Raw genomic sequence first — 26,670 nt, 5'->3', positions numbered from 1 at the left:
GCGGGATGACCGTGAAGTCCCCTGACATGATCGATTAGTGCTCGACCACCTACCGCTGCCGCGAGAAGCTCTCTTGCGAGCAGGCGTCGTGGCCTTCAGGTCCGGTGACCTACGCCCGAGGCAAGGTGTCGGGCACCGTGCCTCGGGCGGCCTGGAAGGTGCAGGGGTGGTGGCGTTGTGCTGAGCACGTTCCTGATCACCCACCGGTGGATCACCCCGGCTCTACTGCTGGTCTACATCGTCATCGGTCCGGTGATCGGTGCGTGGCTGGTCCGGCGCCCTCGACTGGCGTGGGCGTTGACTGCGCTGTCCCTGCTGCCGTTGGCGGCTCTGACGCTGGTGCCGGTCGATCGCGATCTGAGCGTGGGCTGTGCGGTCCAGTGGGACTGGCCAACGCCGGCTCGGGTGGAGTCCTTTGCCAACGTGGTGCTCTTTATCGCGCCGGTGCTGTTGGCGGGTGTAGCGACCCGTCGGTGGGTGTTGGCCGCTGTGGTTGGTAGTGCGCTGTCGGCGGGGATCGAGGTGCTGCAGGCTCTCGTTCCCGGCCTGGGTCGCTCGTGCGACACCGGTGACTGGTTGGCGAACACCATGGGCGCGCTTGTCGGTGGCCTGCTTGCGTGGGGGGCCTTGGCATTGGCGCGGTGGAGACGGCCTGCGGAGCGAGCCGCTCGCCTCCACTAACGCGACAGCGGGGTAATAGCCACAAGCATGTGCCGGTGGTGGCCGTAGCCGCGCGGAAGGGTCTGCTGCATGACCGTGAAGTCGTACGCCGCCGTGATCGCGCTCGGACCGCGGGATGAGCGGGCACTTCAGCAACCATCCACGCGAGCACGACCTCCTACTTGCCGTGATGGAAAGTCGTAGCTAGCTTTCCAGTATGGAAAGCGATCCTCGGGCCACTCCCGACGACGCCCGCGCAGCCCTGCGCGAACTCACCGACACGCGCCGGCGCCTGGCCGAGCGCATCACCTCCCCGTGGTGGTACCGCCTGGGCGCGGCCGCCTGCACCGCCTCGCTGTTCCTGGGCGTCGGCCTGCTCGTGGGCCGGCCCGACGCCGGCAGCAGCGCGGAGTCGGCATCGACGCTGCTGATCGTGTTCGGGGCCATCCTGGCGCCGATGGCTCTGCTGGCGGCGCTGAGGCGTTCGACGGGGATCTCCATCGAGCGCTACGGCGAGGGCCTGGGCACCTGGTACGCCGTCGTGTTCGGGCTCTTCGCGTTGGGGTTCGCGCTGCAGGCCTTCGCCGGCGTGCCCTTCGCCCTGCCCGTCGCCGGGGTCGGTGCCTTCGTGGCCACGGTGCTCACCGAGCGGCGCATCGACGACCTGCTGCGCCGGCGCGTGCGCGAGGGCCGAGGCGCGCAGGCGGGAGCGTGAGCGCGCAGGCGCGCCCGGTCTTCGACGAGATCGTCCACGCCCCCAACCGCCTGCAGGTCTGCGCGATGCTCGCCGCCGTGGAGGCGCTGGACTTCGCCACCGTGCGCGAGGCGCTGGCCATCAGCGACTCGGTGCTCAGCAAGCACGTCAAGGTCCTGGCGGACGCCGGGTACGTGCACACCGCCAAGACCCCGCACGGCTCGCGCACTCGTACCTGGCTGTCCTTGACCGACGCCGGCCGCACGGCGCTGGATGGGCACTTGGCGGAGCTGCGCCGCATCGCGGCCCTGGCCACGACCCCCTAATCACACCTCACGGATCGACAAGGCCGTGTAGTCGTCGGCCGGTCATGATCGCGCCCGGAGGGCGGGATGACCGCGACGTCGTACGAAGGGTGGCCGAGCGGTGCTCACCCAGCGAGCTCGGTCGCTGCCGCGCTGATCAGTCGAGGTAGCCGGTCTCGGGGTTGATGTCGGCGAGGAAGCTGGCGATCGACCGCTGCATGTCGGCTTCGGTGATGGCAGACCCGGTGGATGTGCCCAGGGTGAAAGCCGTAGTCGGGGTTGGGGCCCGTGAGCCAGGTGAAGTGGTAGGTGCCGGGCGCATCGGGCTGCTGCTCGACCAGCCAGTCGTGACCGTCGACGGTCAGGTTCCACGACGTCATGCCGTCCATGGTCACCTGACGCAGGCGTCTGTGGATCTCCTTGCGGAGATCGACAAGTCCGTGAGGTCGCCGGCCGGTCACGATCGCGCCCGGAGGGCGCCATAGTGATTCGTTCTGCGCGTCGGATCAGAGCTGATCGAGGGCTGTAGGGGCTGGTCGCGAAGACGTCCTCCTGGTGCGCTTGGCGGGCTTGGGGTCCCATGCGCAGGAGGAGGACGTCGTGAACAAGGCTAGTGCTCTCTCTCGTGGTGACGAGAGCCGCAACGCCCGTCTGGGCCGGTTGCGGATGCTGGTCCCGGTGACGAACGCGATCGTCGGGATCGACCTGGCCGATGCCAAGCAGATGACCGTGGTGACCGATCACGACTCCCGCGTCCTGGCCCGCAAGACCTTCCGGGTCCGCGCCTGGGACCTGGGCGCGGCGCTGGACTGGGCCGCGATCAAGGCCGCCAAGGCCGGCTTCACGGGCGTGACGATCGCGTGCGAGCCGACTGGTCACCCGTGGCGGATCCTGGGCCAGCTCGCCGCCGAACGCAGCATGGCCTTCGTCTGCGTCCAGCCGCTGATCTCCGCACGGGCGCGTCGCAGGGAGGACCTGACGACGGACAAGACCGACGAGAAGGACGCCGTCATCATCGCCCGCCCCGCTGCCCAGCTGCGCTGCTACGCCCCCGAGCCGGTGGACGAGACGTGGGGCTGGTTGCGGCACCTCGGCGCCCGCCGCGAACGACTCCTCGCTGAGCTGATCGCTCAGGTCCAGCAGATGCGCGACCTGCTCGAGCGCGTCTGGCCGGCAGTCCTGGAAGCGGCGAACTACCCGTTCCGGTCCCGGACGTGGGCGGCGACCATGTCGATCACCCTCGAGCGTGACGGGGGTGACTTCGCCCGGACCAAGCGGCTGGGGCTGGCACGGCTGGAGAACCTGGTCCGCGAGGAGGTGAGGTGTTGGAGCGCAGTGCGACCGACCTTGCGGATCACCCGCACGCTCTTCGCCGCCCTGGAAGATCGAGCCGGGGTGATCGCTCACCGTCGCGGGGCGTTGGAACGGGTGGGGTTCGTCCTGGAGGACTGGTTCGCCACCCGCTGGCGCCGCGCGGACGTCGAGGGACGCATGAGCGCAGTGCTCGATGAACTCGAACTGACGCAGTTGGTGACCTCGATCCCCGGCCTGAGCGCGATCGGGGCGGCGACGATCCTGGCCGGGACCGGCGATCTGCACCGGTTCGCCTCCGCGCGGGCGCTGGTCAAGCACGCCGGTCTGGCGGGGCATCTGGGGAACGCTGCGCAGCGACCCCGTCCACGCCGCCCGCTACCAGAACCTGACCACCCGGGAGCACAACCGCTTGAGGCCCACCCGAGCCCGAGCGGCCCTCGCCGCGGCGTTGCTGCGGCAACTGCACGCCGTGATCGTCACCGGCCGGCCCTGGAAACCCGACATCGCCACTCACAGCTCGCGTCGGCTCCTCCTGGAGGTCGTCGCACGATCAGCTGAGCGAGGTCCACCGCCGCCGACGCCAGTGCACGCCGTTCTGCGCCAGCACCTGGTGGGGCGAGCTCCCCGCGCCATCGAGGCCGCAGTCCGGACCTCGCCGGTCATCTTGAGCAGCCCCGCCCGTCGTCTCTTCAACCCGATCACACGCTGCCGGGCGCGAGTCCCGTCACCGCTGTGCAGGGCACCGACGACGAGCAGGGCACCCACCCTGGGACTTGACGCAGAACGTCTGCACACTGATGTGCGGTAGGTCGACGCGGTGGGGCACCACCTGTAGCAGTCGGCTGCTACGGTGGTTCCATGAGGACGATCAGCCAGCGAGAGCTCCGCAACGACAGCGGCAAGATCCTCCGCGAGCTGCGCGACGGCGAGGAGTTCGAGGTCACCATCAACGGCGAGAGCTTCGGCATCCTTCGGATGGACCCGCCGCCGGTCAAGCCTCAGCGGTTCGTCAGTGCCGAGGCCCTCCGAGCCCTGTACGCCGACGCGCCCCTCAGCGAGGCGCAGGCCGATGCCTGGAAGCGGGACGTGCGCGATGCCTTCGACGACGAACTGGAAGACCCCTACACCCGCGACTCCCGCCGTCGGGGTCGGTGACTTCGGCAGTGGCCGTGCTCATCGACAGCAACGTTCTGATCGACGGGATCGTCGTCGAAGGCGCCTCCATCTCCATCCTGACGATGTTCGAGTTGGCCGGCGGGATCAACAGCAGCGCTGATCCCGCCGTGCGATCGACCCGACAACGGCGCTACGACCTCGCCGCAGCAGTCTTCGACCCCTTCCCGGTGTCCCAGCGGGTTCTGGACGCCTACCACGACATCGACGCAGCCGTGGTGACGATCGGTCGCAAGCCCAGGCCTCGCCGCCTCGACCTCATGATCGCGGCGACCGCACGGGCCCACGACCTCTCGCTCGTGACCTCGAACCTCGGCGACTACCGAGGACTGGACGGCTTGGTCGAGGTGACCGGGCCCTGACGTGGGTCGATGGCCAGCCTTGCAAGCCGTGGAGCTTGACCCGCTACTACCGCGCCGGACTGTTGCTGGCCTCGCTGCTGCTCTGGCTGAAGCAGAGATCCATCAGACGGGCCCTGGGCGCGTGGACCCGCGACCGGCGCGCTCGGACCACCCTCGGGCCGGCGCAGAGCGCGCGCAGGTCGGCGGACGACGAGGACGGCCCCGGCACCCGTCGCGCGCGGTGCGCGTGCAGGGTGTCGGGGCCGACGTCGGACGGGGCTGCTGCTAGGAGACGAGCACCCACAGCAGCGAGATGATCGCGAAGGTGGTCCAGCCGAGGATCGTGCACAGCACGGTCCACGTCCGAAGGCCGTCAGCCACGGAAAGCCCGAGGAAGCGGGTGACGATCCAGAAGCCCGAGTCGTTGATGTGCGACAGGGCGATGGACCCGCAGGCGATGGCGAGCACGAGCAGCACGACCTGGAAGGCCGAGAAGTCGCCGCCCTCGACCGTCGACTGCAAGAGCCCTGCGGCCGCCAGCGTGGCCACGGTCCCGGAGCCCTGTGCGACCTTGAACACCGTCGCGATGAGGAAGGCCAGGAGCAGGACGGGCACGCCGGCACCGACCAGCAGACCCGAGATCGAGCCGCCGAGACCCGTCTCGGACAGGACCCGGGCGAAGACGCCGCCGGCGCCGGTGACGAAGACGACGATCGCCGCCGGGGCGAGCGAGGCGTCCATGACTTCGCCCATCTGCGTGCGGCCCCAGCCGTGCCGGACGCCGAGGACGTACAGCGAGAGCATCACGGCGACGAGCAGGGCGAAGGCCGGCGCACCGACGAGGCTGACGACGCCCAGGGCGGGCGAGTCGTCCGCCAGCAGGAGCCCCCCGACCGTGCCGATGGCGATCATGATGACGGGCACGGCCACCATGAGCACCACCGCGAGCGGCGAGGGCCGGGTGACGCCGCTGTCGGTGCGGGCGGCGACCGCGGCGGACCCGCCGGCGGCGACGGCGCGCTCGCCGTCGCCCTCGTGGCCTCGGCCGGCGCCGCCCGACGGCGCGTCGACGTCACCGGTCGTGAGGACCCCGGGGCGCTCGAACTGTTCCCGCACCCGGGGGGCGAGGTCGAAGTCTGGCCGGGTGACCAGCTTGCCCGCGACGTGGCACAGCAAGCCGATCGGCACGGCGATCAGGAGCGCGGTGATCGTCACCAGACCGATGTCGGCCCCGAGGAGCGTGCTGCTGCCGGTCACCCCGGGGTGCGGCGGCACGGTGTTGTGGAGGAAGACCATGAGCACGGCGACGGGGATGCCGACGATCACGGGCGAGCGGTGCCCGGCGGAACGGGCGAAGCTCAGGATGATCGGGACGAGGATGATGAAGGCGACGTCGAAGAAGATCGGCACGGCCACGATCGAGGACGCCAGCAGCAGCGCCGGACCGACCCGCTTGGGACCGAGCCGCTCGGCGAGGCCGTCGGCGAGGATCTGGGCCCCGCCCGTCTTCTCGACGATGGAGCCGAGCATGGCGCCGAGGCCGACGAGGAGGGCGACGGTGCCGAGCGTGCCCCCCATGCCCTCGACGACGAGCGGCACCACCTCCTCCGGCGGCACGCCGGTCGCCAGGGCGGTGCCCACGGCGACGAGGAGCAGGGCGACGAAGGCGGGGAGCTTCACCTTCATGACGAGCACGAGGAGCAGGACGATCGCCGCGACGGCGACAGCCACGAGGTAGCCGGTGCCCACGAGGGGCCTCCTTCTGGACGACGTTGTCCGCAGATGCGGAGGGACGGTGGTGCCCGGGCCGCCGCGCGGGCGGCCCGGGCACGGGGGTCAGCGCTTGATCTCGTCGATCCCGAGCATCTGGCAGATCACGCGGTCCAGCTCGGACTTGTCGAAGACCGTCTTCCAGTCCTCGCGGATGACCTGCTGGCGCCCGTAGTCCATGGCGCGCAGGCACGCGTCCGAGAAGGGGTTCGAGCCGCGCAGCCCGTTGGTGAGGGCGATGAAGATGTGGCCGTAGAGCATCGCCTCGACCGCGGGACGCGGGATGCCCTTCTCCTGCACCGCGGTCTCGCGGACCTCGGCGAGGAACTCGCCGAGCATGCAGCCGATGACCTCGACGGTCGTGGGCTCGAGGTAGGCGAGCTGCTCGACCGTCACCCAGTGCACGTCGAGCACGGGCGCGTACATCGTGGTGATGACCTCGCGGGCGAGTTCGCGAACGGCGTCGTCACCCGTCTCCAGGGCCGCGACGACCTCCTGGGGCGCCGCGACACCGCCGAAGGTGTCGGCCCACTCCTCCTTCGAGGTGCGTTCGAGGAAGACCGACGGGTGGCAGGGGTGGGCGCACGCGTAGTGCACGTCGTCGCTCCGGTGCAGCAGCCCGGCGTAGGCGGCGGCGGGGTCGAGCGTCAGCACGATCGTGCCGGGCCGCACCTTCGGGACGACCAGCTCGGACACCGGCCCGAGGGCGACGTCCGGCACCGCGAGAATGACGACGTCGGCGTCGGCGACGGCCTCGTCGGTCGGGGTGACCTCACGGCCCTTGGCGGCGATGCGCTCCTGGCCCGCCGGCGAGGACTCGCAGTAGCGGACGGTGAAGCGCGAGCGGGCGAGGTTGTCGGAGACCCGGGTCCCCATCTTCCCGCCGGCGCCGACGACGACGACCGTCGTGGTGGCCTGCTCTGCAGTGGTGCTCATGGTGTCTCCTCGTGGTGGTGGTACCCGTCGGCGACGACGGACGGACGGGGTGCCTGGCGGTGCCGGCCGGAGCCGGTCGGGGTGGTCGAGCTGGCCGGGCGGGGCGCTCACGCGGCGGCGCGCTGCCGCTCGCGCAGCACGCGCAGGCTGCGGGCGTTCCACTCCCGCTCGGCAGCGAGGGTCGTCTCGGCGTCCCCCTGCCAGGGGACCCACTGCTCGACGACGCAGGTGACGTCGGGGCGGTGGGCGAGGGCCGAGCCGAGCAGGTGGTCCAGGTCCAGCAGGCCCTCGCCGAGCGGGGCGCCGGCGTAGGTGAACCCCACCCAGCCGGCCTGGCGGCTGAAGTCGAAGTCCTTGACGTGCACGTTGCGCACGTGCGGCGCGCAGCGGTCGACGACGTCGCGGGGGTGCTCCAGCGCCGCCACGCAGTTGCCGGGATCCAGGCACACGCCCACCCGGTCGCTGCCGACCTCCTCGACGACGTCGACGAGGACGCTCGTCGGCACCTGCTCGTAGGTCTCCAGGGCCAGGTCCACGCCCTCGGCCTCCAGTCGCGGGACGACCTGCGCCACAGCGGCTACCGCCTCCCGCCGGCCGTCGGGGCCGCGGGCGCCGGCCGGCAGCATGCTGCGCAGGAGGCCGCTGCCCAGGTGCCCGCAGACGTCGAGCCAGCGCTCGAGGTGCTCGGGGTCGACGCCCCGGGTACCCACCTCGAGGGCGACGCCGTGGTCGTCCGCGAGCGCTCGCAGGTCGCGCAGGCGCGCCGGGGACAGGCCCTCGAGGCCCGGGTGGTCGCAGAGCTGGACGACGTCGGCGCCGTCCTCGGCCCCGCGGGCCACCAGGCCCGCCAGGTCGAGCGGCTCCCGGTCGGGCGCGTGCCAGGCCCAGTACAGGGCGTACGTGCTGGTGCCCACCTTCACGGCCATGCCTCCTCACCTCGTCGTGGTCCGCTGACCGTACTGGTCGACCGGTCGACCGGTCAACCGGTTGTCACTTCCGTGCGGGAGGTACGCTCGGCGGGTGAGTCCCGCTCCCACCGAGGCCGTCCGAGGCCTGGAGGCTGCTCTCGGCCCCGTGCCGCCGGGCTCCGCCGCCGCCGAGGTGGCCGGCGCCCTGCTGGATCTGCTCACGGGCGGCGCGATGCGCCCCGGTGATCGCCTTCCCGGCGAGCGCATCCTCGCCGATCGCCTGGGCGTGGGGCGCTCCGCGGTGCGCGAGGGCCTGGCCGCGCTGCAGGTGCTGGGGGTCGTGGAGATCCGGGTCGGCTCCGGCAGCTACCTGCGCTCGACGACCTCTGAGCTCCTGCCGCGCAGCCTGACCTGGGGCCTGCTGGTCGGAGCGGAGAGCACCGAGCACCTGCTCGAGGTGCGTTCCGGCCTCGAGCGGCAGGCCGCCGTCCAGGCGGCCGCGTCACCGCGTGAGGTCGACCTGCTCGAGCTGGACGCGCACCTGGACGAGCAGCGCCGCAGCCGCGACGACGTCGAGGCCTTCGTCACGGCGGACATGCGCTTCCACCGCACCGTGGCTCGGATGGCCGGCAACCCGGTGCTCGAGGACCTCCTGTCCACCTCCCGCGCGCTGCTGCGCGTGTGGGCGGAGCGCTACGTCAAGCGGGCGACGGACTTCGAGGCCACCGTCGCCGAGCACGCCGCCGTCGCCGCGGCCATCCGCGCCGGTGACCAGGCGCGCGCCGGGGAGGCGATGGAGACCCACATGCGTACCGCGTCGGCGCGGCTGCGCACTGACCCCGGCGGGGCGGCGGGCGCCGAGGCCCCGGACCCCGGGCCACCGGACGCCGGGTCCGCCGGCAGCTGAGCCCTGATCCACCGGTGACAGTCGGCGTGGTGGCGGTGAAGTAGGCCAGCTGCCCTGGTGACCAGGAAGGATGTCGAGCGCGACGTCCACATCCACCGGTCAACCAGGAGCGCCCCGTGGGTGAGGCTTTCCCACAGCATCGTCCGCCCGGTCTTCGACGACTCGAACCTGCTCGGCGCTGCGGGGCTGGTCCCGACGCTGGCCCTGGCCCGAGCAACGGCCCTGCACGCCCACCTGTCGGGAGTGAGCGTCCCGGTCCTGAACGCTCCGGCGAAGGTGACCTGCGTTGTCGCCGGGATGCTCGCCGGCGCCACCGGGGCGTCCTCGGCGTCGGGTCTGCTGCACGAACAGGTGACAGCTTGAGCTGTGAGGATCATGGTCCTCGCTGGAAGGATGACCACCGTGCCGACGCCGTTCCCCGAGGAGTTCCGCCGCGACGTGGTCGCTGTCGCCCGCCAAAGTGGCCGCTCCCGCGCCGAGGCCGCCCGCAGCTTTGGCATCTCCGAGTCCTGTCTGGGCCGCTGGCTGAAGATGGCTGACCGCGGGAACGGCAAGACCGCCCAGAGCAGCGACTCGGGCCCGACTGCCGGCGTCGATCTGGAGGTGGAGAACCGTGAGCTGCGCAAGCGGGCCAAGCAGCTAGAGCAGGAGAACGAGATCCTGCGCCGGGCGACGGCGTACTTCGCTCGGGACGTCCTCCCAAAATGATCTTCCCGCTGGTCCGTGACCTCGCCGCCGACGGCATCCCCGTGGCGGTGAACTGCCGGGTTCTGGGCTTCTCCAAACAGGCTTACTACAAGTGGCGAGCCGCGCCAGTGACCGCCCGGGACTGGGACGACGCCCACTTGATCAACGCCGCTATCGCCATCCACGACGACGATCCCGAGTTCGGGTGCCGCTTCATCGCCGACGAGCTTGAGCAGCAGGGCGTGACAGCGTCGCGCAACCGCGTCAACCGGCTGTGCAGCCTGCAGAAGCTGTGGTCGGTCCACGCCCGCAAGCGCGGCGCGGCCCGCAGGTCAGGGCCGCCCGTGCACGACGACCTTGTGCGCCGAAAGTTCACCCCTGACAAGCCCAACGTTCTCTGGCTGACCGACATCACCGAGCACCCCACCGCCGAGGGCAAGCTCTACCTCTGCGCAGTCAAGAACGCCTGTTCCAACCGTATCGTCGGGTACTCCATCGACGCCCGGATGACCGCCGACCTGGCCGTGCAGGCGTTGCAGAACGCGCTTGCGTTCCGGGGTGGCACCGACGTCCTGCAGGTCGTGGTCCATTCCGACCGCGGCAGTCAGTTCGTTCTCACCGCTACCTTCGCGCGCTGTCCGCAGCGCAAGCACGTGGGTCGATGGGCCGGGTCGGTACCTGCGCGGACAACGCCGCCATGGAGTCCTTCTTCAGCCTGCTGCAGAAGAACGTCCTGAACCGCAAGCGGTGGCCCAGTCGGGAAGCCGCTTACGCGGCTTGATCGCCCCTACCGAGACGAGTCAACTGAAGTAGGGGCAGACCCCGTGGATCGATGCGTCCGGTGGGGGATGAGCGACGCGTGGAGCGCTGATCGATGAGACCCCACAACCCGTGCTGCTGGTAGCGCTGGCACATCCGGCGTAGGTGACGATCGCTGATCGGGTGGCCTGCCGTCAGGGCCTGAGCTTTGGCGATGCTGCGTGCACGCATCGACGTCGCCTGCGCGTCTCTTGCATGCTCCGATGCCGATCGTCGGTCATCGTGGACCAGCAGCAGGTCGGCGACATGCATCTCCCAGAACCTGGCCTCGTCCAGGGTCGCTGCTGAGACGGTCGGCAGCGAGACCATGCTGGCGACGGGGGAGAGGTGCTGCCCCTTGCCACGTACCGGCTCAACGTCGTGGAAGGCGAACAGGTCGATGGCGCTGCATCGCCGTTCCGCCCCCGTGATGGAACGCAACGTCAAGGTGCCGCCGTCCAGAGCGACGACCGTGTGCGCTGTGCCGTCAACGCGCAGTTCCTCGCCGATGTGGAGCTCCGCCATGGTTCACCTTCCCGCACCTGGTGCGTCGATAGCCGTTGTGATGAGGCTGGCGTCGCTGAGGGGAAGGTGCTGCTCGTAGGTCAACACTCTTCGCCACAGCAGGTGGTACAGCACTGCTCGCCAGTGCAGGTTGCTGCCACAGGCAGTCAGGCCATCGGCCAGGGGGAGTGGCGCCTCGAAGACATCCAGCAGCTTGGTGCTCTTCTCCTCGTCAGAGCCGAAGCGAGGATGGCGGTAGCCGGACAGCCAGCGCACGTTGCGCACGTGCACGGCCTCGATGTCACTGCACACGCGGTACTGCCATCCGAGCTGGCGGCACAGTCGCCGGGTGCGCTCGAACGTCCGTTCGCTCACCGGATCGAGGCGGGCGCGAGCCCGGACGTCGACGACGACCGCAGAGCCGTCGCGCAGGCGCAGGAAGTAGTCGGGTGCATGCCAGGCATCCCGCTCACCGTGAGCGTCACCGTCGAAGATGATCCAAAAGGGTTGAGAGGCGATGCCGATGACGTCAGGATCATGGTCGAAGAGCATCAAGTGATCGCGCTCGAGCCAGGACTCGTACCCGATGTGCCGGCTGGTGGAGGCGGACCACCACCAGCCGTCGTAGCTGCGCTTGTGCGGCCACGTGGGAAACGAGCGCACTGGGTCGACGTCTTCGAACGTGATCGTGACGGCCACGGAAGGCGTGGCGATGCTGGCCGTGCCGTCGTTGGCCACGTAGCACAACCGGTCGGGACACGTCGTATCGACGTCCACAGCTGCAGAGTCCTCCGATCCAGCGGCGAGGACAAGTAGCTGAGACGTTGGGACAAGAAGAGTGGGACGTGGGACAGGACGACTGGGATTGGGACATCCCCACTGGGACGCGACAAACAGCGGGGGACGTACCACGGGCGTCACTCCGCGCGAACTGACATAATGTAGATTATCGGCGTTCGCAGGCAGGCGCGGCAGACCACTTCAGGACCCTCATCCAGCCCTTCACGGGCGCGCTCGGCGACGACGAACCCGACCACACGCACCTGTAGTGCGTACGTCTGGAGTGCGTACGTCGATCCGATGCCGCGACCTGCAGCAGATCGGGCCGTCGCGTGCTGCAGGTCCCACGCGACGGCATCGAGCGATCCGCCACCGACCTCACCGACCACCCGGAGTCGCACTCGGAGTCGCACCTGGAATCGCCTGAAGTCACCTGGAGCCCGCACGCACACCCACGGCCTCCGGGTGGGCCGCCTGGATCGGCGCGCCGACCGACGTCCAGTTCGACGCGCCGCCGAGCTGCTGGGGTCGCGAGACGTCGACGAAGGACGAGGGATCCACGAGGCGCGACTTCCCCACCAGCTCACCTCCGTCACCACCGGCCGCCGATGGTCGCTCGACGAGCCGACACCCGCACCCCCTCACCCCTCGACGCTGGTCCCTCAGGGTGAGGTCAGTGCGAGTGAAACACCGCGGATTCAGCATAACGGCGAATATGCAGACTTGCTCATCAAATACGTTGCGCTGCAACGGTTCTGCTTGACGCACCACTCCCCCGGCGCTACCTTGGAAACATGACTCCCCTGCTCCCCGGGGTTCCCGAGTCGATGACGGCGACCACCGAGCTCCCCGCGGCGGTGCACGCCTACGAGATCGCACGCCGGCCCCGCAAGGACTCCCCGAACACCGTCGCCGCTCGACGCCGCGACATCGCCGGTCTGCTCCCCCGCATCCACCGGGTCCTCGGCCACGACTGCCCCGCCGTCGCCGACCTGACCACCGTCGTGCTGCGCACCGCGTTCGCGGACTTCGCCATCGACCACGCCCGCAGCTCCATCGCCCGCTGCTGGTCCACCTGGAGCGGTTTCTGCGACTTCCTCGTCGCCGAGAACGCTCTGCCCGGCAACCCCATGGCCGGCGTGCATCGACCCCGACCCGAACGGCAACTACCCAAGCCCCTGCGCGGCGAGGACACCCCCGAAGTCCTCCTGGCGTCCGTCGCCGAGGGCCGCCGCACCGCCCGCGACCCCTGGGTCGAGCGCGACCTCGCCGTCCTCGCGACCCTGCTGGTCACCGGCATCCGCAGCGCCGAACTGCTCGGCCTGCGCGTCGGCGACCTCGCCGGCGCCGACGGGGAACAGCGGCTGAGGGTCGTCGGCAAGGGCAACGCCGAACGCAGCATCCCCGTCGAGCCCGCCCTCGCCGACCTCGTCGCCACCTACCTCGGCAGCCGCCGAGCCCGCTTCGGCGGGAGGAGAACACCCTTGAACGCCGCCCTGTTCGTGGACACCAGCGGGCAGGCACTGAACCGCAACCAGCTGCAGTACCTCGTGAGCAGCTGCTACCGCGCCGCCGGGATCGGCGACCGCGTCCAGCGCGGCGCCCTCGTGCACGCCCTGCGGCACACCTTCGCCACCCGCGTCGTCGCCGCCGGCGCCAGCGCCGTCGAGGTGATGCGACTGCTCGGCCACCAGAACCTCACCACCTCCCAGCAGTACGTCGACGCCGGAGCCCATGAACTGCGCTCCGCCGCCGCCGGCAGCACCACCTACGCAGCGCTGCGCCGACTCGGCGAGACGGGCTGAACCGCACCCGATCCCGCCCGGTGCACGGCGGGCGACCGCACCGCCGTGCACCGGGCGAACAACCCTCCGGTCAGCTCACCCGCGCCGGGGACTTGCGCCGCGGCGCCGGCGCCTGCCGCCCGACCGCAGGCTTCGCACCCAGCAGGTCCGCCAAGAACCGGCCCGTGTGGCTGGCAGGGTTCGCCGCCACCTCCTCCGGCGTGCCCGTGGCCACCACGGCGCCGCCACCACCGCCGCCCTCCGGGCCCATGTCCACCAACCAGTCCGCGCTCTTGACCACGTCCAGGTTGTGCTCGATGACCAGGACGCTGTTGCCCTTGTCCACCAGCCCTTGCACCACACCCAGCAGCTTGCGGATGTCCTCGAAGTGCAGACCCGTCGTCGGCTCGTCCAGCACGTAGATCGTCCGCCCGTTCGAGCGCCGCTGCAGCTCCGCGGCCAGCTTCACCCGCTGCGCCTCACCACCGGACAAGGTGGTCGCCGGCTGCCCCAGCCGCACGTACCCCAGACCGACCTCCGTCAACGTCGCCATGTACCGCGAGATCGCCGGCACCGCCGAGAAGAACTCCGCCGCCTCCTCGATCGGCATGTCCAGCACCTCGGCGATCGTCTTGCCCTTGAAGTGGACCTCCAGCGTCTCGCGGTTGTACCGGGCCCCGTGGCACACCTCGCACGGCACGTACACGTCCGGCAGGAAGTTCATCTCGATCTTCAGCGTGCCGTCCCCCGAGCACGCCTCGCACCGGCCACCCTTGACGTTGAAGGAGAACCGGCCCGGCTGGTAGCCGCGCAGCTTCGCCTCCGGCGCCGACGCGAACAGCTTGCGGATGTGGTCGAACACCCCCGTGTACGTCGCCGGGTTCGACCGCGGCGTCCGCCCGATCGGGCTCTGGTCCACGTGCACGACCTTGTCCAGGTGCTCCAGCCCCTGCACCGACTTGTGCCGCCCCGGCACCCGCCGCGCACCGTTCAGCTTGTTCGCCAGGACCGTGTACAGGATGTCGTTGACCAGCGTCGACTTGCCCGACCCCGACACCCCCGTCACCGCCACCAGGCACCCCAGCGGGAACTCCACCGTGACGTCCTTCAGGTTGTGCTCACGCGCACCCGTCACCACCAAGGACCGCTGCGGGTCCACGGGCCGGCGCTGCGCCGGGACCTCGATGCGCCGCGCCCCCGACAGGTACTGACCCGTCAGCGACTTCGGGTTCGCCAGCAACCCCGCCACGTCACCGGAGTGCACCACCTGACCACCGCGCTCACCGGCACCGGGACCGAAGTCCACCACCCAGTCCGCGACCCGCACCGTGTCCTCGTCGTGCTCCACCACGATCAAGGTGTTGCCGAGGTCCCGCAGCCGCGTCAGCGTGTCGATCAGCCGCCGGTTGTCGCGCTGGTGCAGGCCGATGCTCGGCTCGTCCAGCACGTACAGCACACCCACCAGCCCCGACCCGATCTGCGTGGCCAACCGGATGCGCTGCGCCTCACCACCGGAGAGCGTGCCCGCCGGCCGGTCCAGCGACAGGTAGTCCAGACCGACGTCCAGCAGGAACCCCAGCCGCGCCTGGATCTCCTTGAGCACCTGCGCGGCGATCTTCTTCTCCCGCGGCGACAGCTCCACCGTCCGCAGGAACGTCGCGCACCCGTCGATGGGCAGCGCGCACACCTCCGAGATCGACTTCCCACCCAGCTTCACCGCCAGCGACGACGGCTTCAACCGCGCCCCGCGGCACACCGGGCACGGCGTCTCGCGCATGTACCCCTCGTAGCGCTCCTTGCTCCAGTCCGACTCCGTCTCACCGTGCCGGCGCTTCACGAAGGGGATCACCCCCTCGAAGCCCGTGGAGTACTGCCGCTCCCGACCCCACCGGTTGCGGTACTTCACGTGGACCTCGTGGTCCTTGCCCTGCAGCAGCGCGTCCCGCGCCCGCTTCGGCAGCGCCCGCCACGGGGTGTCCATCGAGAACGACAGGTCCTCCGCCAGCGCCGTCATCAACCGCTGGAAGTAGTCCGCCGACCCCGCCGCCCACGGCGCGATCGCCCCCTCCGCCAGCGACAGGTCCTCGTCCGGCACCACCAGCTCCGGGTCCACCTCCAGCTGGGTGCCGATGCCCGTGCACTCCGGGCACGCCCCGAACGGGGAGTTGAACGAGAAGGAGCGCGGCTCCACCTCGTCCATGTCCAGCGGGTGCTCGTTCGGGCACGCCATCTTCTCCGAGAAGCGGCGCTCGCCCTCCGGGCCGTCCACGTCCACCAGGTCCGCCACCAGCAGGCCCCCGGAGAGCACCAGCGCCGTCTCCACCGAGTCCGTCAGACGCCGCTTGACGCCGTCCTTGACGACCAGGCGGTCCACCACGACCTCGATGGTGTGCTTCAGCTTCTTCTGCAGCGCCGGCGGGGCGTCCAGCGGCACGACCTCCCCGTCCACCCGCGCCCGCGCGAAGCCCTTCCCCTGCAGCTCCCGGAACAGCTCCGCGTACTCGCCCTTTCGGTCGCGCACCACCGGCGCCAGCACCTGGAAGCGGGTGCCGGCTTCCAGCTCCAGCAACTGGTCCACGATCTGCTGCGGCGTCTGCCGCCCCACCGGCTCCCCGCACACCGGGCAGTGCGGCCGCCCAGCCCGCGCGAACAGCAGACGCAGGTAGTCGTACACCTCCGTGATCGTGCCCACCGTCGAGCGCGGGTTGCGCGAGGTCGACTTCTGGTCGATGGACACCGCCGGGGACAGACCCTCGATGAAGTCCACGTCCGGCTTGTCCATCTGCCCGAGGAACTGGCGCGCGTACGCCGACAGGGACTCCACGTACCGCCGCTGCCCCTCCGCGAAGATCGTGTCGAACGCCAGCGACGACTTGCCCGAGCCCGACAGCCCCGTGAAGACCACCAGGCTCTCGCGCGGCAGGTCCACCGACACGTCCTTCAGGTTGTGCTCACGCGCCCCCCGGACCACCAGGCGGTCCGAGCTGACGCGAGCGGTGGCCACCGGCCGCGCCGGTGCGCCGACGGCGGCGCGGGCACGCCGGGGACTGCTGCTGCGGGAGGTGCCGCTGGAAGGGGTGCGAGAGGCCACGCCCCAACCCTAGGTGCCGCCTCCGACACGGACCCGCCCCGCCGGACGGCCACCGCAGCCCACCGGACCCGACGGAGCCCCGCCGGCGCTCGCCACCCGCTCCGAGCGCCGCACCCCCCGACGGGGGTCGGCCGATCGGACGACGACAGTAGTTGAAGGGAACGACTACTCTGTGTGCATGGCGACCGGCGAAGCACTGCCCCAGACCCCCTCCAGCACCGCAGAACGCACCGGCAGCACCCGCTGGCTCGACCCCGAGGAGCAGCGCACCTGGCGCAGCTTCCTCGCCACCGTGCAGCTCCTCATGGACCGCGTCGACCGTCAGCTGCAGCAGGAGTCCGGGGTCGTCCACACGTACTACGAGATGCTCGTGCGACTGTCCGAGGCGCCCGGGCGCTCGCTGCGCATGAGCGAGCTCGCGGAGTCCTCCCTGTCCTCGCGCAGCCGCGTCTCGCACGCCGTCGCGCGCATGGAGGAGCGCGGCTGGATCCGCCGCGAACCCTGCGCCACCGACGGCCGCGGCTTCAACGCCGTCCTGACCGACGAGGGCCTGCGCGCCCTCGAGGCCGCCGCACCCGCGCACGTGGAGACCGTGCGCAGCCTCCTCTTCGACCGCCTCGACGCCGAGGAGCAGCTGCAGCTGCGCCGCACCTGCGAGGTCCTCCTGCAGCACCTGACCGACACCGGCAGCGTCTCCCCCGTCCCCCTGGTCGCTCCCCTGGGCGACGGGTGATCAGCCGCCGGTGAGCACCCGCGCCCCGGACCGCGGGTGTGNGTGCCGCGATCCGGGGCGACGGGTGCTCACGCCCCCTGCGCGGCCCGCATCCCCCGCAGCTCCTTCTTCAAGTCCCCGATCTCGTCGCGCAGCCGCGCCGCCAGCTCGAACTGCAGCTCCGCCGCAGCCGAGTGCATCTGGTCGCTCAGCTGCTGGATGAGGTCCGCCAGGTCCGCCTGCGGCAGCGACCCGCGCGGCTCCGGACCCACCTCGCGCCCCACCGCCGCTCCCTTGGCGCCCTTCGCCGGCGCCTTGCCGCGCGACTGCGACCGCCCGCTGCCGCCCTGCGCCGACAGCAGCGCCGCCGTGTCCGCGTCCTCCCGCGCGATGAGATCGGTGATGTCCGCGATCCGCTTGCGCAGCGGCATCGGGTCCACACCACGCTCCCGGTTGTAGGCGACCTGCTTCTCCCTGCGCCGGTTCGTCTCCTCGATCGCCTTCGCCATGGACGGCGTGATCGTGTCCGCGTACATGTGCACCTGCCCCGACACGTTGCGCGCCGCACGCCCGATCGTCTGGATCAGCGACGTCGACGAGCGCAGGAACCCCTCCTTGTCCGCGTCGAGGATCGCCACCAGCGACACCTCCGGCAGGTCCAGCCCCTCGCGCAGCAGGTTGATGCCCACCAGCACGTCGTACTCCCCCTGCCGCAGCTCACGCAGCAGCTCCACCCGCCGCAGGGTGTCGATGTCGGAGTGCAGGTACCGCACCCGCACGCCCTGCTCCAGCAGGTAGTCCGTCAGGTCCTCCGCCATCTTCTTCGTCAGCGTCGTCACCAGGACCCGCTCGTCCCGGTCCGTGCGTGCCCGCACCTCGTGCAGCAGGTCGTCGATCTGCCCCTTCGTCGGCTTCACCACCACCTGCGGGTCCACCAGACCCGTCGGCCGGATGATCTGCTCCACCACCCCGTCGCCGCGGGACAGCTCGTACGGGCCCGGCGTCGCCGACAGGTACACCGTCTGCCCCACCCGGTCCAGGAACTCCTCCCAGCGCAGCGGCCGGTTGTCCATCGCGCTCGGCAGCCGGAAGCCGAAGTCCACCAGCGTGCGCTTGCGGGACGCGTCCCCCTCGTACATCGCACCGATCTGCGGCACCGTCACGTGCGACTCGTCGATCACCAGCAGGAAGTCCTCGGGGAAGTAGTCCAGCAGCGTGTTCGACGCCGACCCCGGCTCCCGGCCGTCCATGTGCCTCGAGTAGTTCTCCACCCCCGAGCACGTCCCGACCTGCCGCAGCATCTCGACGTCGTACGTGGTGCGCATCCGCAGCCGCTGCGCCTCCAGCAGCTTGCCCTGCTGCTCCAGCTCCGCCAGCCGCTCGGCCAGCTCGGCCTCGATCGTGCCGATCGCCCGCTCCAGCCGCTCCGGGCCCGCCACGTAGTGCGACGCCGGGAAGACGTACACCAGCTCCTCCTCGCGCAGCACCTCCCCCGTCAACGGGTTCAACGTGTAGAGCGCCTCGATCTCGTCGCCGAAGAACTCCACGCGGATCGCGTGCTCCTCGTACTGCGGGATGATCTCCACCGTGTCACCGCGCGCGCGGAACGTCCCCCGCGTGAACGCCAGGTCGTTGCGCGCGTACTGCATGCCCACGAACTGGCGCAGCAGCTCGTCGCGGTCCATCGAGTCCCCCACCTTCAAGGTGACCATCCGGTCCACGTACTCCTGCGGGGTGCCCAGGCCGTAGATGCACGACACCGTCGCCACCACCACCACGTCCCGACGCGTCAGCAGCGCGTTCGTCGCCGAGTGCCGCAGCCGCTCCACCTCGTCGTTGATCGAGGAGTCCTTCTCGATGTACGTGTCCGACTGCGGCACGTACGCCTCGGGCTGGTAGTAGTCGTAGTAGGAGACGAAGTACTCCACCGCGTTGTTCGGCAGCAGCTCGCGGAACTCGTTCGCCAGCTGCGCCGCCAGCGTCTTGTTCGGCGCCATCACCAGCGTCGGCCGCTGCACCTGCTCGATCAACCACGCCGTCGTGGCCGACTTGCCCGTGCCCGTCGCACCCAGCAGCACGACGTCCTTCTCCCCACCGCGCACCCGCCGCGCCAGCTCCGCGATGGCCGCCGGCTGATCACCGGACGGGGCGAACTCGGAGACCACCTCGAAGGGGGCCACCCGCCGCTGGATGTCTGTCGTGGGCCGCATGGGGCCACTGTAGGTCGCACCCCCGACACGCACCCGGCTCCACCGCTCAGGGCGAACAGCCGCCCCACCCGGCACCCGGACACCCGGACACCGGGTCAGGCAGCCGCCGGTGACCACCCCACCCGCCGCGCCCACGCCTCCGCCGCCTCCACGTCCCCCAGCACGCCCCGCACCGCCCCGGCGCTCGCGGACCCGGGACCCGCACGCCACCAGTCCCGCAGCAGCAGCTCCCGTCGCCACCCCGCGCCGCCCCGGACGCGCACGTGCAGCCGGGCGGGGCGCCCCGGGTCGGCGGAGCCGTGCACCGCCGACCCGTCCGGCTCCACGGACACACGGGGGAAACCGATCGCCGCGAGCGGTCCGACGACCGCCGAGACGTCCTCCTCGGTGACGACCGCCAGCTGCAGCTCCAGCACGTCCTCGGCCGGCACCGCGGGCACCGCCGTGAGCCCCACGTGCTCCACCTCCCGCCCGCGATCACCGGCGGCCCGCGCGACGCGTGCGGCCAGGCGCGCGGCCTGTCCCTCCCACGCCGGGTCGTGGACCACCGGCGCCGTCACCGGGACGGGAGCCGGACGTCCCGAGCGCACGTTGCGCTCGAACGGCACCAGCCGTTCCCGCCACAGCCGCTCCACCACGGCCGGCAGAGGGTCGGGTGCGGTCGCGGAACGGCGCGGGTTGTCCAGCACGACATCGGCGGCCGCCAGCCGATCGGCGTCGTCCGCTTGCGCCGCGATGCGCGCTCGCGCGTCCTCCTCGCTCATCCCCCGGTCCTCGACGAGCCGTCGTACGCGCTCGCCGGCGTCCGCGTGGACCACCACCACCAGGGGGAAGCGGGACGCCCCTCCCGTCTCGACGAGCAGCGGCACGTCCTCGACCACCACGGCGTCCGCGGGCGCGGACGCCACCAGCTCCTCCCGCCGGGCCGCCACCAGCGGGTGCACGATGGCGTTGAGGTCCCGCCGGGCCGCGTCGTCCGCGAACACCAGCCGCCCCAGCGCCGGCCGGTCGAGCTCGCCCCCGGCGGACAGGACTGCGGTACCGAAGCGGTCCACCACCGCGCGGAGCCCGGGAGTCCCCCGCGAAACGACCTCGCGCGCCAGGACGTCAGCGTCGACGAGCACGGCCCCCAGACCTCGCAGGACGCGACCCACCGTCGACTTGCCGGCACCGATCCCCCCGGTCAACCCGATCCTCAACACCGTTCGAGCTTATTCCTCTTGGATCAGTAGTACTCAAGCATGATCGTTTTATCCTTTAGCCGCGATAAACACAAGTTACATCGTCATGCGAGGAGGGCTCCTGCGGCCGGTGCAGTCGACGGGCCGCGGGAGCTTCGGACGGTTCCGCACGGCCGTGGGAGCGACTCGTCCCTCCCACACGCGCGGTCCCTGCGGTGCGACCCCACGACGACGGAGGGGCCCGACCGGACGTCCCGGTCGGGCCCCTCCCCGAGAGCTCCCGCGGCTCAGCGCACGCCGGCTCGGCGCTTGTTGTAGACGTCGAACGCCACCGCGAGCAGCAGCACCAGGCCCTTGATGACCTGCTGGAGCGACTGGTCCACGCCCAGCAGCTGCATGCCGTTGGAGATCACGCCCACCAGCAGACCACCGATCATCGCGCCGGTGACCTTGCCGACGCCGCCGGTGACCGCTGCCCCGCCGATGAAGGCGGCGGCGATGGCGTCCAGCTCGAAGCTGTTGCCGGCGCCCGGCTGGGCACCGTTGGACCGCGAGGAGAAGATGACGCCGGCGACCGCGGCCAGGAAGCCCATGTTGACGAAGATCCAGAAGTTCACCCGCCGGACGTTCACGCCGGACAACTGCGCGGCGGCGAGGTTGCCGCCGATCGCGTACACCTGGCGACCGAAGACCGAGGACTTCATCACGAGCGAGTAGGTCAGGATGAGGACCGCGAGGATGATCAGGACGATCGGCATGCCGCGGCTGTTGGCCAGCTGCCAGGCGAAGGCCATGACCACGGCCGCGACGGCGATCAGCTTCAGGACGAACAGCGGCATCGACTCGACGCTCTGCTGGTAGCGCACCCGGGCGATCCGGTTGCGGACCTGGCTGACGGCGTAGCCGGCGACGGCCACCGCACCGATGAACAGGGTGAACGCGTCGTACCCGTAGCCGCCCATCAGCGCGGGGATGAACCCCGTGGCGATCCCGTTGTACTCCCCCGGGAACGGCGACAGCGACACGTTGTCCAGGACGTAGTACGTCAGGCCGCGGAACAGCAGCATGCCGGCCAGCGTCACGATGAAGGCGGGGATTCCCACGAAGGCGACCCAGAAACCTTGCCAGGCACCGATGGCGAGCCCCACGGCCAGGGCGGCGAGCACACCGACCCACCACGGCTGGCTCGAGCCGATGACCAGTTGCGCAGAGACCGCCCCGGTCAGTGCCACCACCGAACCGACCGACAGGTCGATGTGACCGGCGACGATGACGATGACCATGCCGATCGCCAGCACCAGCACGTACGAGTACTGCAGGACGATGTTGGTGATGTTGCCCGGGCTCAGGGAGAGCCCGTCGGTCAGGAACGCGAACAGCAGCACCACGACCACGAACGCGATGTAGATGCCGCTCTCACGCAAGTTGCCCGTGAGCGCGCGGAAGGGGTTCGCAGAGCCCGAGCGCGGCGCCGGGGGTTTCGAGGGCAGGCTCCCCGGGGCGCTGCCCTTCTTGAGGAGGTCGCCGGTACCGCTCATGCGGAGTGCTCCTGGTCGTCGTCGGTGGAGGGGGTGTGCGCGCCGGCGCGTGCCGGCGTCTTGTCCTTGGTCATGAGGCTCATGAGCCTCTCCTGCGTCGCCTCGGCGACCGGCAGTTCACCGGTGATCCGGCCGGCGGACAGGGTGTAGACGCGGTCGCAGATGCCGAGCAGCTCGGGCAGCTCGGAGGAGATCACGATGACCGCCTTGCCGGCCGCCACGAGGCGGTTGATGATCGTGTAGATCTCGTACTTGGCGCCGACGTCGATGCCGCGCGTCGGCTCGTCGAGGATCAAGACCTCCGGGTCGGAGTAGATCCACTTCGACAGGACCACCTTCTGCTGGTTCCCGCCGGACAGCTTGCCCGTCACCGCCATGACGGTGGGGGCCTTGATGTTCATGCTCCGCTTGCTGTCCTCGGCGACGCGGATCTCCTCGTGCGCGTTCACGAAGCCGCCGGTTGCCAGCTTGCCCAGTGCTGCGGCGGAGATGTTCCGCTTGATGTCGTCGATGAGGTTCAGGCCGTACTTCTTGCGGTCCTCGGTGGCGTAGGCGATGCCGTGCTTGATGGCCTGGCGCACGGACCGGGCCACGATCGGCTTGCCGTGCATGTAGAGCTGCCCGCTCAGGTAGCGGCCGTAGGAACGGCCGAAAACGCTCATGGCGAGTTCCGTGCGCCCGGCACCCATGAGGCCGGCGATGCCGATGACCTCACCGGCACGCACCGACAGGTTCGCTCCGTCGACGACGTGGCGGTCCTGGGAGGGGTGCCCGACCGTCCAGTCCTCGATGCGGAACACCTCCTCACCGGGGTGCGACTCGCGCTCGGGGAACCGGCTGTCGAGGTCGCGGCCGACCATGCCGCGGATGATGCGGTCCTCGGTGACGGTGTCCGCGCGCATGTCGAGGGTCTCGATCGTCTGCCCGTCGCGGATGATGGTGACCGCGTCCGAGATGGCCTCGATCTCGTTGAGCTTGTGCGAGATCATGATGCTCGTCATGCCCTCGGACCGCAGCTGGCGCAGCAGCCCCAGCAGGTGCTCGGAGTCGTTGTCGTTCAGCGCCGCCGTGGGCTCGTCGAGGATGAGCAGCCGCACGTCCTTGCTGAGCGCCTTCGCGATCTCGACGAGCTGCTGCTTGCCGACACCCAGTTGCCCGATGGGTGTCGTGGGGTTCTCGTCCAGACCGACGCGCTGCAGCAGCTTCGACGCCTCACCGTTGGCGCGGTGCCAGTCGATCAAACCCGTGCGACCACGGACCTCGTTGCCGAGGAACAGGTTCTCGGTGATGGACAGGTACGGCACGAGCGCCAGTTCCTGGTGGATGATGGCGATACCGGCCCGCTCGCTGTCCGAGATCCCGCTGAAGCGAGACACCTGCCCGTCGAAGACGATGTCCCCCTCGTAGGTGCCGTGCGGGTACACGCCCGAGAGGACCTTCATGAGGGTCGACTTGCCGGCGCCGTTCTCGCCGCAGATGGCGTGCACCTCACCGCGCCGGACCGACAGGGAGACGCCGGAGAGCGCCTTCACGCCGGGGAAGGTCTTGGTGATGGAACGCATTTCCAGGATGTTGTCGGTCATCGGCGCGCCGTCGTCCTCGCTCGGGGAACCGTGCGGGCGCTACCGCGCCCGCGGTGGTGTGGGGGGTGGTCCGCACGGTTCGTCCCCGCCGCGGAGCGCGACGGGGACGAACCGTGGAGTGGCGGAGGGTCAGCCGGCCTGGCCGGTGTCGACCTCGGCCTGGCTGTAGTACTCGGTGTCCACCAGGGTCTCGACGATGTTGTCCTTGGTGACGATCTGGGACTCCAGCAGGTACGCCGGCACGACCTTCACGCCGTTGTCGTACGTGGTGGTGTCGTTCGCCTCGGGCTCCTCGCCGTCGAGCATCGCCTCGGCCGCGGTCACAGCCTCCTCGGCGAGCTTTCGGGTGTCCTTGAAGATGGTCGAGTACTGCACGCCGTCGTTGATGAGCTTGACGGAGGCGATCTCGGCGTCCTGGCCCGTGATGATCGGCATGGGCTTCTCGGCGCTGCCGTAACCGGCGTTCTGCAGGGCGGTGATGATGCCGCGCGAGATGCCGTCGTAGGGCGAGAGGACGCCGTCGACCGTGCCGCCGCCGTTGTAGGCGGAGGTGAGCAGGTCCTCCATGCGCTTCTGGGCGGTCTCCTGCTGCCAGCGCAGGGTCGCGGCCTGGTCGATCGTGGTCTGGCCGGACTGCACGACGACCTGGCCGGAGTCGATGAACGGCTGGATGACGTCCATCGCGCCGTTCCAGAAGAACTGGGCGTTGTTGTCGTCCAGCGACCCCGCGAAGAGCTCGACGTTGAACGGGCCGGTGGCGGTGCCCGGGGAACCGTCCTCGTTCAGCAGGCCCAGGCCCGTCAGCAGGGAGGTGCCCTGCTGCACACCGACGTTGTAGTTGTCGAAGGAGACGTAGAAGTCCACGTCGCCACTGCCGCGGATGAGGCGGTCGTAGGAGATGACGGGGATGCCGGCGGCCTTCGCGGCGGCGAGCTGGCTGCTCAGGGCGGTGCCGTCGATGGCCGCCACGATCAGCAGGTCGTCACCCTTGGTGATCATCTGGTCGATCTGCTGGGACTGCGTGGGGATGTCGTCGTTGGCGTACTGCAGGTCGACCTCGTAGCCGGCCTCCTCGAGACCCGCCTTGACGTTGTTGCCGTCGGCGATCCACCGCTCGGACGTCTGGGTCGGCATCGCGACGCCGACGGTGATGTCACCGTCGGCGGCACCGCCGGAACCGGAGGTGCCGGAACCGGCGCCCTCGCCGCCGCAGGCGGAGACGGTCAGAGCCAGGCCGGCAGCGAAGGCTGCCAGGTAGCGACGAGTGATCACGGGGGAACTCCTCTGTACCTCGTGAGTGCCGCGGACGTGCGCGGTTCGCGGCGTGTGCTGGGGGGCGCCGACTGGCGGCGCGGGGCACCTGCCCGACCGGGCTTCCTCGTCCCGTTCGACATCGGCAGGTGGTTTGGCTCGAACATTGTTAACGTTAGCACTCGAGGGCGTCAAGCAGGTCCCCCATCGGGAGCAGCGGTGTCGGGAACCCCGCCCGGGACCGGTGCGGACCGTCGCGCGGTGGGTATCCTGACGTCTCCGGGAGCAGCGCGCCTCCCCGCCGCGCACCGGCCCCGCACGCGGACGTGCCGACCGCTCCCCCACTCCCCCGTGTCCCCACGGCCACAGGCAGGAAACGAAGATGAGTCCTCCCACCGACCCGGCGCCGACGCCGGGCGAGGGAACGCGCACACCGGTCTTGGCGGACGTCGCCGAGCTCGCCGGGGTGTCACAGCAGACCGTCTCGCGCGTGGTGCGCGGCTCCGGCTCGGTCGCCCGCCGCACCCGCGAGCGTGTCGAGCAGGCCATCGCCGAACTCGGCTACCAGCCCAACGCGGCCGCGCGGGCGTTGGTGACCCGCCGTTCCCACCGCATCGGCGTGGTGGCGGCCAGCACGTCCCTGTACGGCCCCGCGCTGACGCTCGTGGGCGTGCAGGAGGCCGCGCGCGCGGCGGGGTACTCGGTGACGGTCGTCATGGTCAGCGACCTGCTCCCGACGACGGTTGCCGAGGCGTTCCAGGAGCTGCGCGGCCAGACCGTGGACGGTGCCATCGCGGTCGTGCCCGAGGACGCCTCGCAAGCGGCCGTGGCCGCCACCGATGCCGCGTTCCCCTGCGTGCTGGCGCCCGGCCTGGACGGTGCGGGCGTGCCGGACGCCTACTGGAGCGAGGTGGCGGCTGCCCGTGCGGTGACCGAGCACCTGCTGGCGCTGGGGCACCGCACGGTGCACCACGTGGGTGGGCCGGTGGACTGGGCGGAGTCGCGGGCGAGGTCCACCGGCTGGCGCACGGCGCTGGTGGAGGCGCGGCGGGTGGTGCCGCGACCGGTGCGCGGGGACTGGACGGCGGCGTCCGGCTACCGGGCGGGCCGCGAGGTGCTGGCGGCGGGCGCGACGGCGATCTTCTGCGGCAACGACCACATGGCGATCGGGGTGGTGCGCGCCGCGACCGAGGGTGGGCTGTCGGTACCCGGCGACGTCAGCGTCGTCGGGTTCGACGACGTCCCCGAGGCGGCGTACCTGAACCCCCCGCTGACGACGGTGCGCCAGGACTTCACGGAGATCGGGCGCCGCTGCGTGCGGGTCCTGCTGGGGAGGCTGAACCGCCGGGTGGTGGAGCCGGGAGCGCTCACGCCCGAACTGGTCGTGCGGCAGAGCACGGGGCCGGCGCCGGTCGCGGCGGTCACCGCGGCGGCGGGCACGGATGCGCCCCGCTCCCCCGTGGCCGGCTGACGGGGGCACGACCCGCGACGCACGAGGGGCCCCGACCGGACGTGCCGNCGGGGCCCTCGTGCGTGGACGGGA

At 70.7% G+C, this 26,670-nt stretch carries 24 protein-coding genes and 1 pseudogene; 12 read left to right on the top strand and 13 right to left on the bottom strand.

Annotated features, from left to right (window positions below; genetic code table 11):
- Positions 1 to 177 precede the first annotated feature (177 nt).
- The 3 genes from MN205_RS11535 to MN205_RS11525 all read left to right on the top strand — a co-directional run bounded on the left by MN205_RS11535 (position 178) and on the right by MN205_RS11525 (position 1,680).
- Entirely contained in the window at positions 178 to 681 is a 504-nt protein-coding gene (locus MN205_RS11535; protein WP_242124793.1) for a VanZ family protein, read from the top strand.
- Positions 682 to 877: 196 nt separating this feature from the next.
- The gene (locus MN205_RS11530; RefSeq protein WP_242124794.1) at positions 878 to 1,375 is read left to right on the top strand and encodes a hypothetical protein; all 498 of its coding nucleotides are present in this window, start codon (positions 878 to 880) and stop codon (positions 1,373 to 1,375) included.
- Complete coding sequence (locus MN205_RS11525) at positions 1,372 to 1,680, top strand: transcriptional regulator (RefSeq protein ID WP_242124796.1); 309 nt, start codon at positions 1,372 to 1,374, stop codon at positions 1,678 to 1,680. Before MN205_RS11530 ends, MN205_RS11525 begins: the two co-directional genes overlap by 4 nt.
- Before the next feature lie 104 nt (positions 1,681 to 1,784).
- Here the strand turns inward: MN205_RS11525 and MN205_RS11520 are convergent, their stop codons facing one another.
- A complete protein-coding gene (locus MN205_RS11520; RefSeq protein WP_242127339.1) occupies positions 1,785 to 2,048 on the bottom strand; it encodes a hypothetical protein in 264 nt (87 codons plus the stop codon).
- A 289-nt stretch (positions 2,049 to 2,337) separates the two neighbouring features.
- On the opposite strand from MN205_RS11520, the gene MN205_RS11515 reads away from it, so the two are divergent.
- From MN205_RS11515 to MN205_RS11505, 3 genes are all read left to right on the top strand, one after another.
- Positions 2,338 to 3,531, top strand: a complete 1,194-nt coding sequence (locus MN205_RS11515; protein WP_242127337.1) for an IS110 family transposase — start codon at positions 2,338 to 2,340, stop codon at positions 3,529 to 3,531.
- Positions 3,532 to 3,831: 300 nt separating this feature from the next.
- The gene (locus MN205_RS11510) at positions 3,832 to 4,128 is read left to right on the top strand and encodes a type II toxin-antitoxin system Phd/YefM family antitoxin (protein ID WP_242127336.1); all 297 of its coding nucleotides are present in this window, start codon (positions 3,832 to 3,834) and stop codon (positions 4,126 to 4,128) included.
- Between the two features lie 8 nt (positions 4,129 to 4,136).
- Entirely contained in the window at positions 4,137 to 4,508 is a 372-nt protein-coding gene (locus MN205_RS11505) for a PIN domain-containing protein (protein WP_242127334.1), read from the top strand.
- A gap of 264 nt (positions 4,509 to 4,772) precedes the next feature.
- Here the strand turns inward: MN205_RS11505 and MN205_RS11500 are convergent, their stop codons facing one another.
- From MN205_RS11500 to MN205_RS11490, 3 genes are all read right to left on the bottom strand, one after another.
- A complete protein-coding gene (locus MN205_RS11500) occupies positions 4,773 to 6,236 on the bottom strand; it encodes an SLC13 family permease (RefSeq protein ID WP_242127332.1) in 1,464 nt (487 codons plus the stop codon).
- Between the two features lie 87 nt (positions 6,237 to 6,323).
- Complete coding sequence (locus MN205_RS11495; RefSeq protein ID WP_242127330.1) at positions 6,324 to 7,193, bottom strand: phosphogluconate dehydrogenase C-terminal domain-containing protein; 870 nt, start codon at positions 7,191 to 7,193, stop codon at positions 6,324 to 6,326.
- A gap of 107 nt (positions 7,194 to 7,300) precedes the next feature.
- The gene (locus tag MN205_RS11490) at positions 7,301 to 8,119 is read right to left on the bottom strand and encodes a sugar phosphate isomerase/epimerase (RefSeq protein WP_242127328.1); all 819 of its coding nucleotides are present in this window, start codon (positions 8,117 to 8,119) and stop codon (positions 7,301 to 7,303) included.
- Between the two features lie 94 nt (positions 8,120 to 8,213).
- On the opposite strand from MN205_RS11490, the gene MN205_RS11485 reads away from it, so the two are divergent.
- The 3 genes and pseudogenes from MN205_RS11485 to MN205_RS11475 form a co-directional block, all read left to right on the top strand.
- Positions 8,214 to 9,008, top strand: coding sequence for a FadR/GntR family transcriptional regulator (locus MN205_RS11485; RefSeq protein ID WP_242127327.1), 795 nt, complete (start codon positions 8,214 to 8,216; stop codon positions 9,006 to 9,008).
- A gap of 120 nt (positions 9,009 to 9,128) precedes the next feature.
- Positions 9,129 to 9,371, top strand: a complete 243-nt coding sequence (locus MN205_RS11480; protein WP_242127325.1) for a hypothetical protein — start codon at positions 9,129 to 9,131, stop codon at positions 9,369 to 9,371.
- A 39-nt stretch (positions 9,372 to 9,410) separates the two neighbouring features.
- A pseudogene (locus MN205_RS11475) lies at positions 9,411 to 10,458 on the top strand (IS3 family transposase); the annotation flags it as partial.
- 5 nt (positions 10,459 to 10,463) lie between these two features.
- On the opposite strand, the gene MN205_RS11470 reads toward MN205_RS11475, so the two are convergent.
- From MN205_RS11470 to MN205_RS11460, 3 genes are all read right to left on the bottom strand, one after another.
- Positions 10,464 to 11,018: a hypothetical protein gene (locus MN205_RS11470; RefSeq protein WP_242127324.1), complete on the bottom strand. Its 555-nt coding sequence runs from the start codon at positions 11,016 to 11,018 to the stop codon at positions 10,464 to 10,466.
- Between the two features lie 3 nt (positions 11,019 to 11,021).
- Positions 11,022 to 11,774, bottom strand: coding sequence for a TnsA-like heteromeric transposase endonuclease subunit (locus MN205_RS11465; protein ID WP_242127322.1), 753 nt, complete (start codon positions 11,772 to 11,774; stop codon positions 11,022 to 11,024).
- 432 nt (positions 11,775 to 12,206) lie between these two features.
- Positions 12,207 to 12,356: a hypothetical protein gene (locus tag MN205_RS11460; protein WP_242127320.1), complete on the bottom strand. Its 150-nt coding sequence runs from the start codon at positions 12,354 to 12,356 to the stop codon at positions 12,207 to 12,209.
- Positions 12,357 to 12,571: 215 nt separating this feature from the next.
- On the opposite strand from MN205_RS11460, the gene MN205_RS11455 reads away from it, so the two are divergent.
- On the top strand, positions 12,572 to 13,582 hold the full coding sequence (locus MN205_RS11455) for a tyrosine-type recombinase/integrase (RefSeq protein ID WP_242127318.1): 1,011 nt from the start codon (positions 12,572 to 12,574) through the stop codon (positions 13,580 to 13,582).
- 70 nt (positions 13,583 to 13,652) lie between these two features.
- Here MN205_RS11455 and uvrA read toward each other — a convergent pair whose 3' ends face one another.
- Positions 13,653 to 16,565, bottom strand: a complete 2,913-nt coding sequence (gene uvrA / locus MN205_RS11450) for an excinuclease ABC subunit UvrA (RefSeq protein ID WP_242738018.1) — start codon at positions 16,563 to 16,565, stop codon at positions 13,653 to 13,655.
- Positions 16,566 to 16,830: 265 nt separating this feature from the next.
- On the opposite strand from uvrA, the gene MN205_RS11445 reads away from it, so the two are divergent.
- Complete coding sequence (locus tag MN205_RS11445; protein ID WP_242127314.1) at positions 16,831 to 17,385, top strand: MarR family winged helix-turn-helix transcriptional regulator; 555 nt, start codon at positions 16,831 to 16,833, stop codon at positions 17,383 to 17,385.
- Between the two features lie 68 nt (positions 17,386 to 17,453).
- On the opposite strand, the gene uvrB is transcribed toward MN205_RS11445, so the two are convergent.
- From uvrB to chvE, 5 genes are all read right to left on the bottom strand, one after another.
- Positions 17,454 to 19,574, bottom strand: coding sequence for an excinuclease ABC subunit UvrB (gene uvrB / locus MN205_RS11440; RefSeq protein WP_242738003.1), 2,121 nt, complete (start codon positions 19,572 to 19,574; stop codon positions 17,454 to 17,456).
- A gap of 95 nt (positions 19,575 to 19,669) precedes the next feature.
- The gene (coaE, locus tag MN205_RS11435) at positions 19,670 to 20,776 is read right to left on the bottom strand and encodes a dephospho-CoA kinase (RefSeq protein ID WP_242738001.1); all 1,107 of its coding nucleotides are present in this window, start codon (positions 20,774 to 20,776) and stop codon (positions 19,670 to 19,672) included.
- Between the two features lie 266 nt (positions 20,777 to 21,042).
- Positions 21,043 to 22,293, bottom strand: a complete 1,251-nt coding sequence (gene mmsB / locus MN205_RS11430) for a multiple monosaccharide ABC transporter permease (protein ID WP_242127311.1) — start codon at positions 22,291 to 22,293, stop codon at positions 21,043 to 21,045.
- The gene (gene mmsA / locus MN205_RS11425) at positions 22,290 to 23,876 is read right to left on the bottom strand and encodes a multiple monosaccharide ABC transporter ATP-binding protein (RefSeq protein WP_242127310.1); all 1,587 of its coding nucleotides are present in this window, start codon (positions 23,874 to 23,876) and stop codon (positions 22,290 to 22,292) included. The genes mmsB and mmsA overlap by 4 nt, the downstream gene beginning before the upstream one ends.
- 129 nt (positions 23,877 to 24,005) lie before the next feature.
- Positions 24,006 to 25,145, bottom strand: coding sequence for a multiple monosaccharide ABC transporter substrate-binding protein (chvE, locus tag MN205_RS11420; protein WP_374115919.1), 1,140 nt, complete (start codon positions 25,143 to 25,145; stop codon positions 24,006 to 24,008).
- Positions 25,146 to 25,509: 364 nt separating this feature from the next.
- Here chvE and MN205_RS11415 point away from each other — a divergent pair, with 364 nt between their 5' ends.
- Positions 25,510 to 26,598, top strand: a complete 1,089-nt coding sequence (locus MN205_RS11415) for a LacI family DNA-binding transcriptional regulator (RefSeq protein ID WP_242127306.1) — start codon at positions 25,510 to 25,512, stop codon at positions 26,596 to 26,598.
- Positions 26,599 to 26,670 lie beyond the last annotated feature (72 nt).

The organism is Kineococcus sp. TRM81007 (assembly GCF_022669155.1).
GTDB lineage: Bacteria > Actinomycetota > Actinomycetes > Actinomycetales > Kineococcaceae > Kineococcus.
This window is presented reverse-complemented; position numbering and strand designations above follow the sequence as displayed.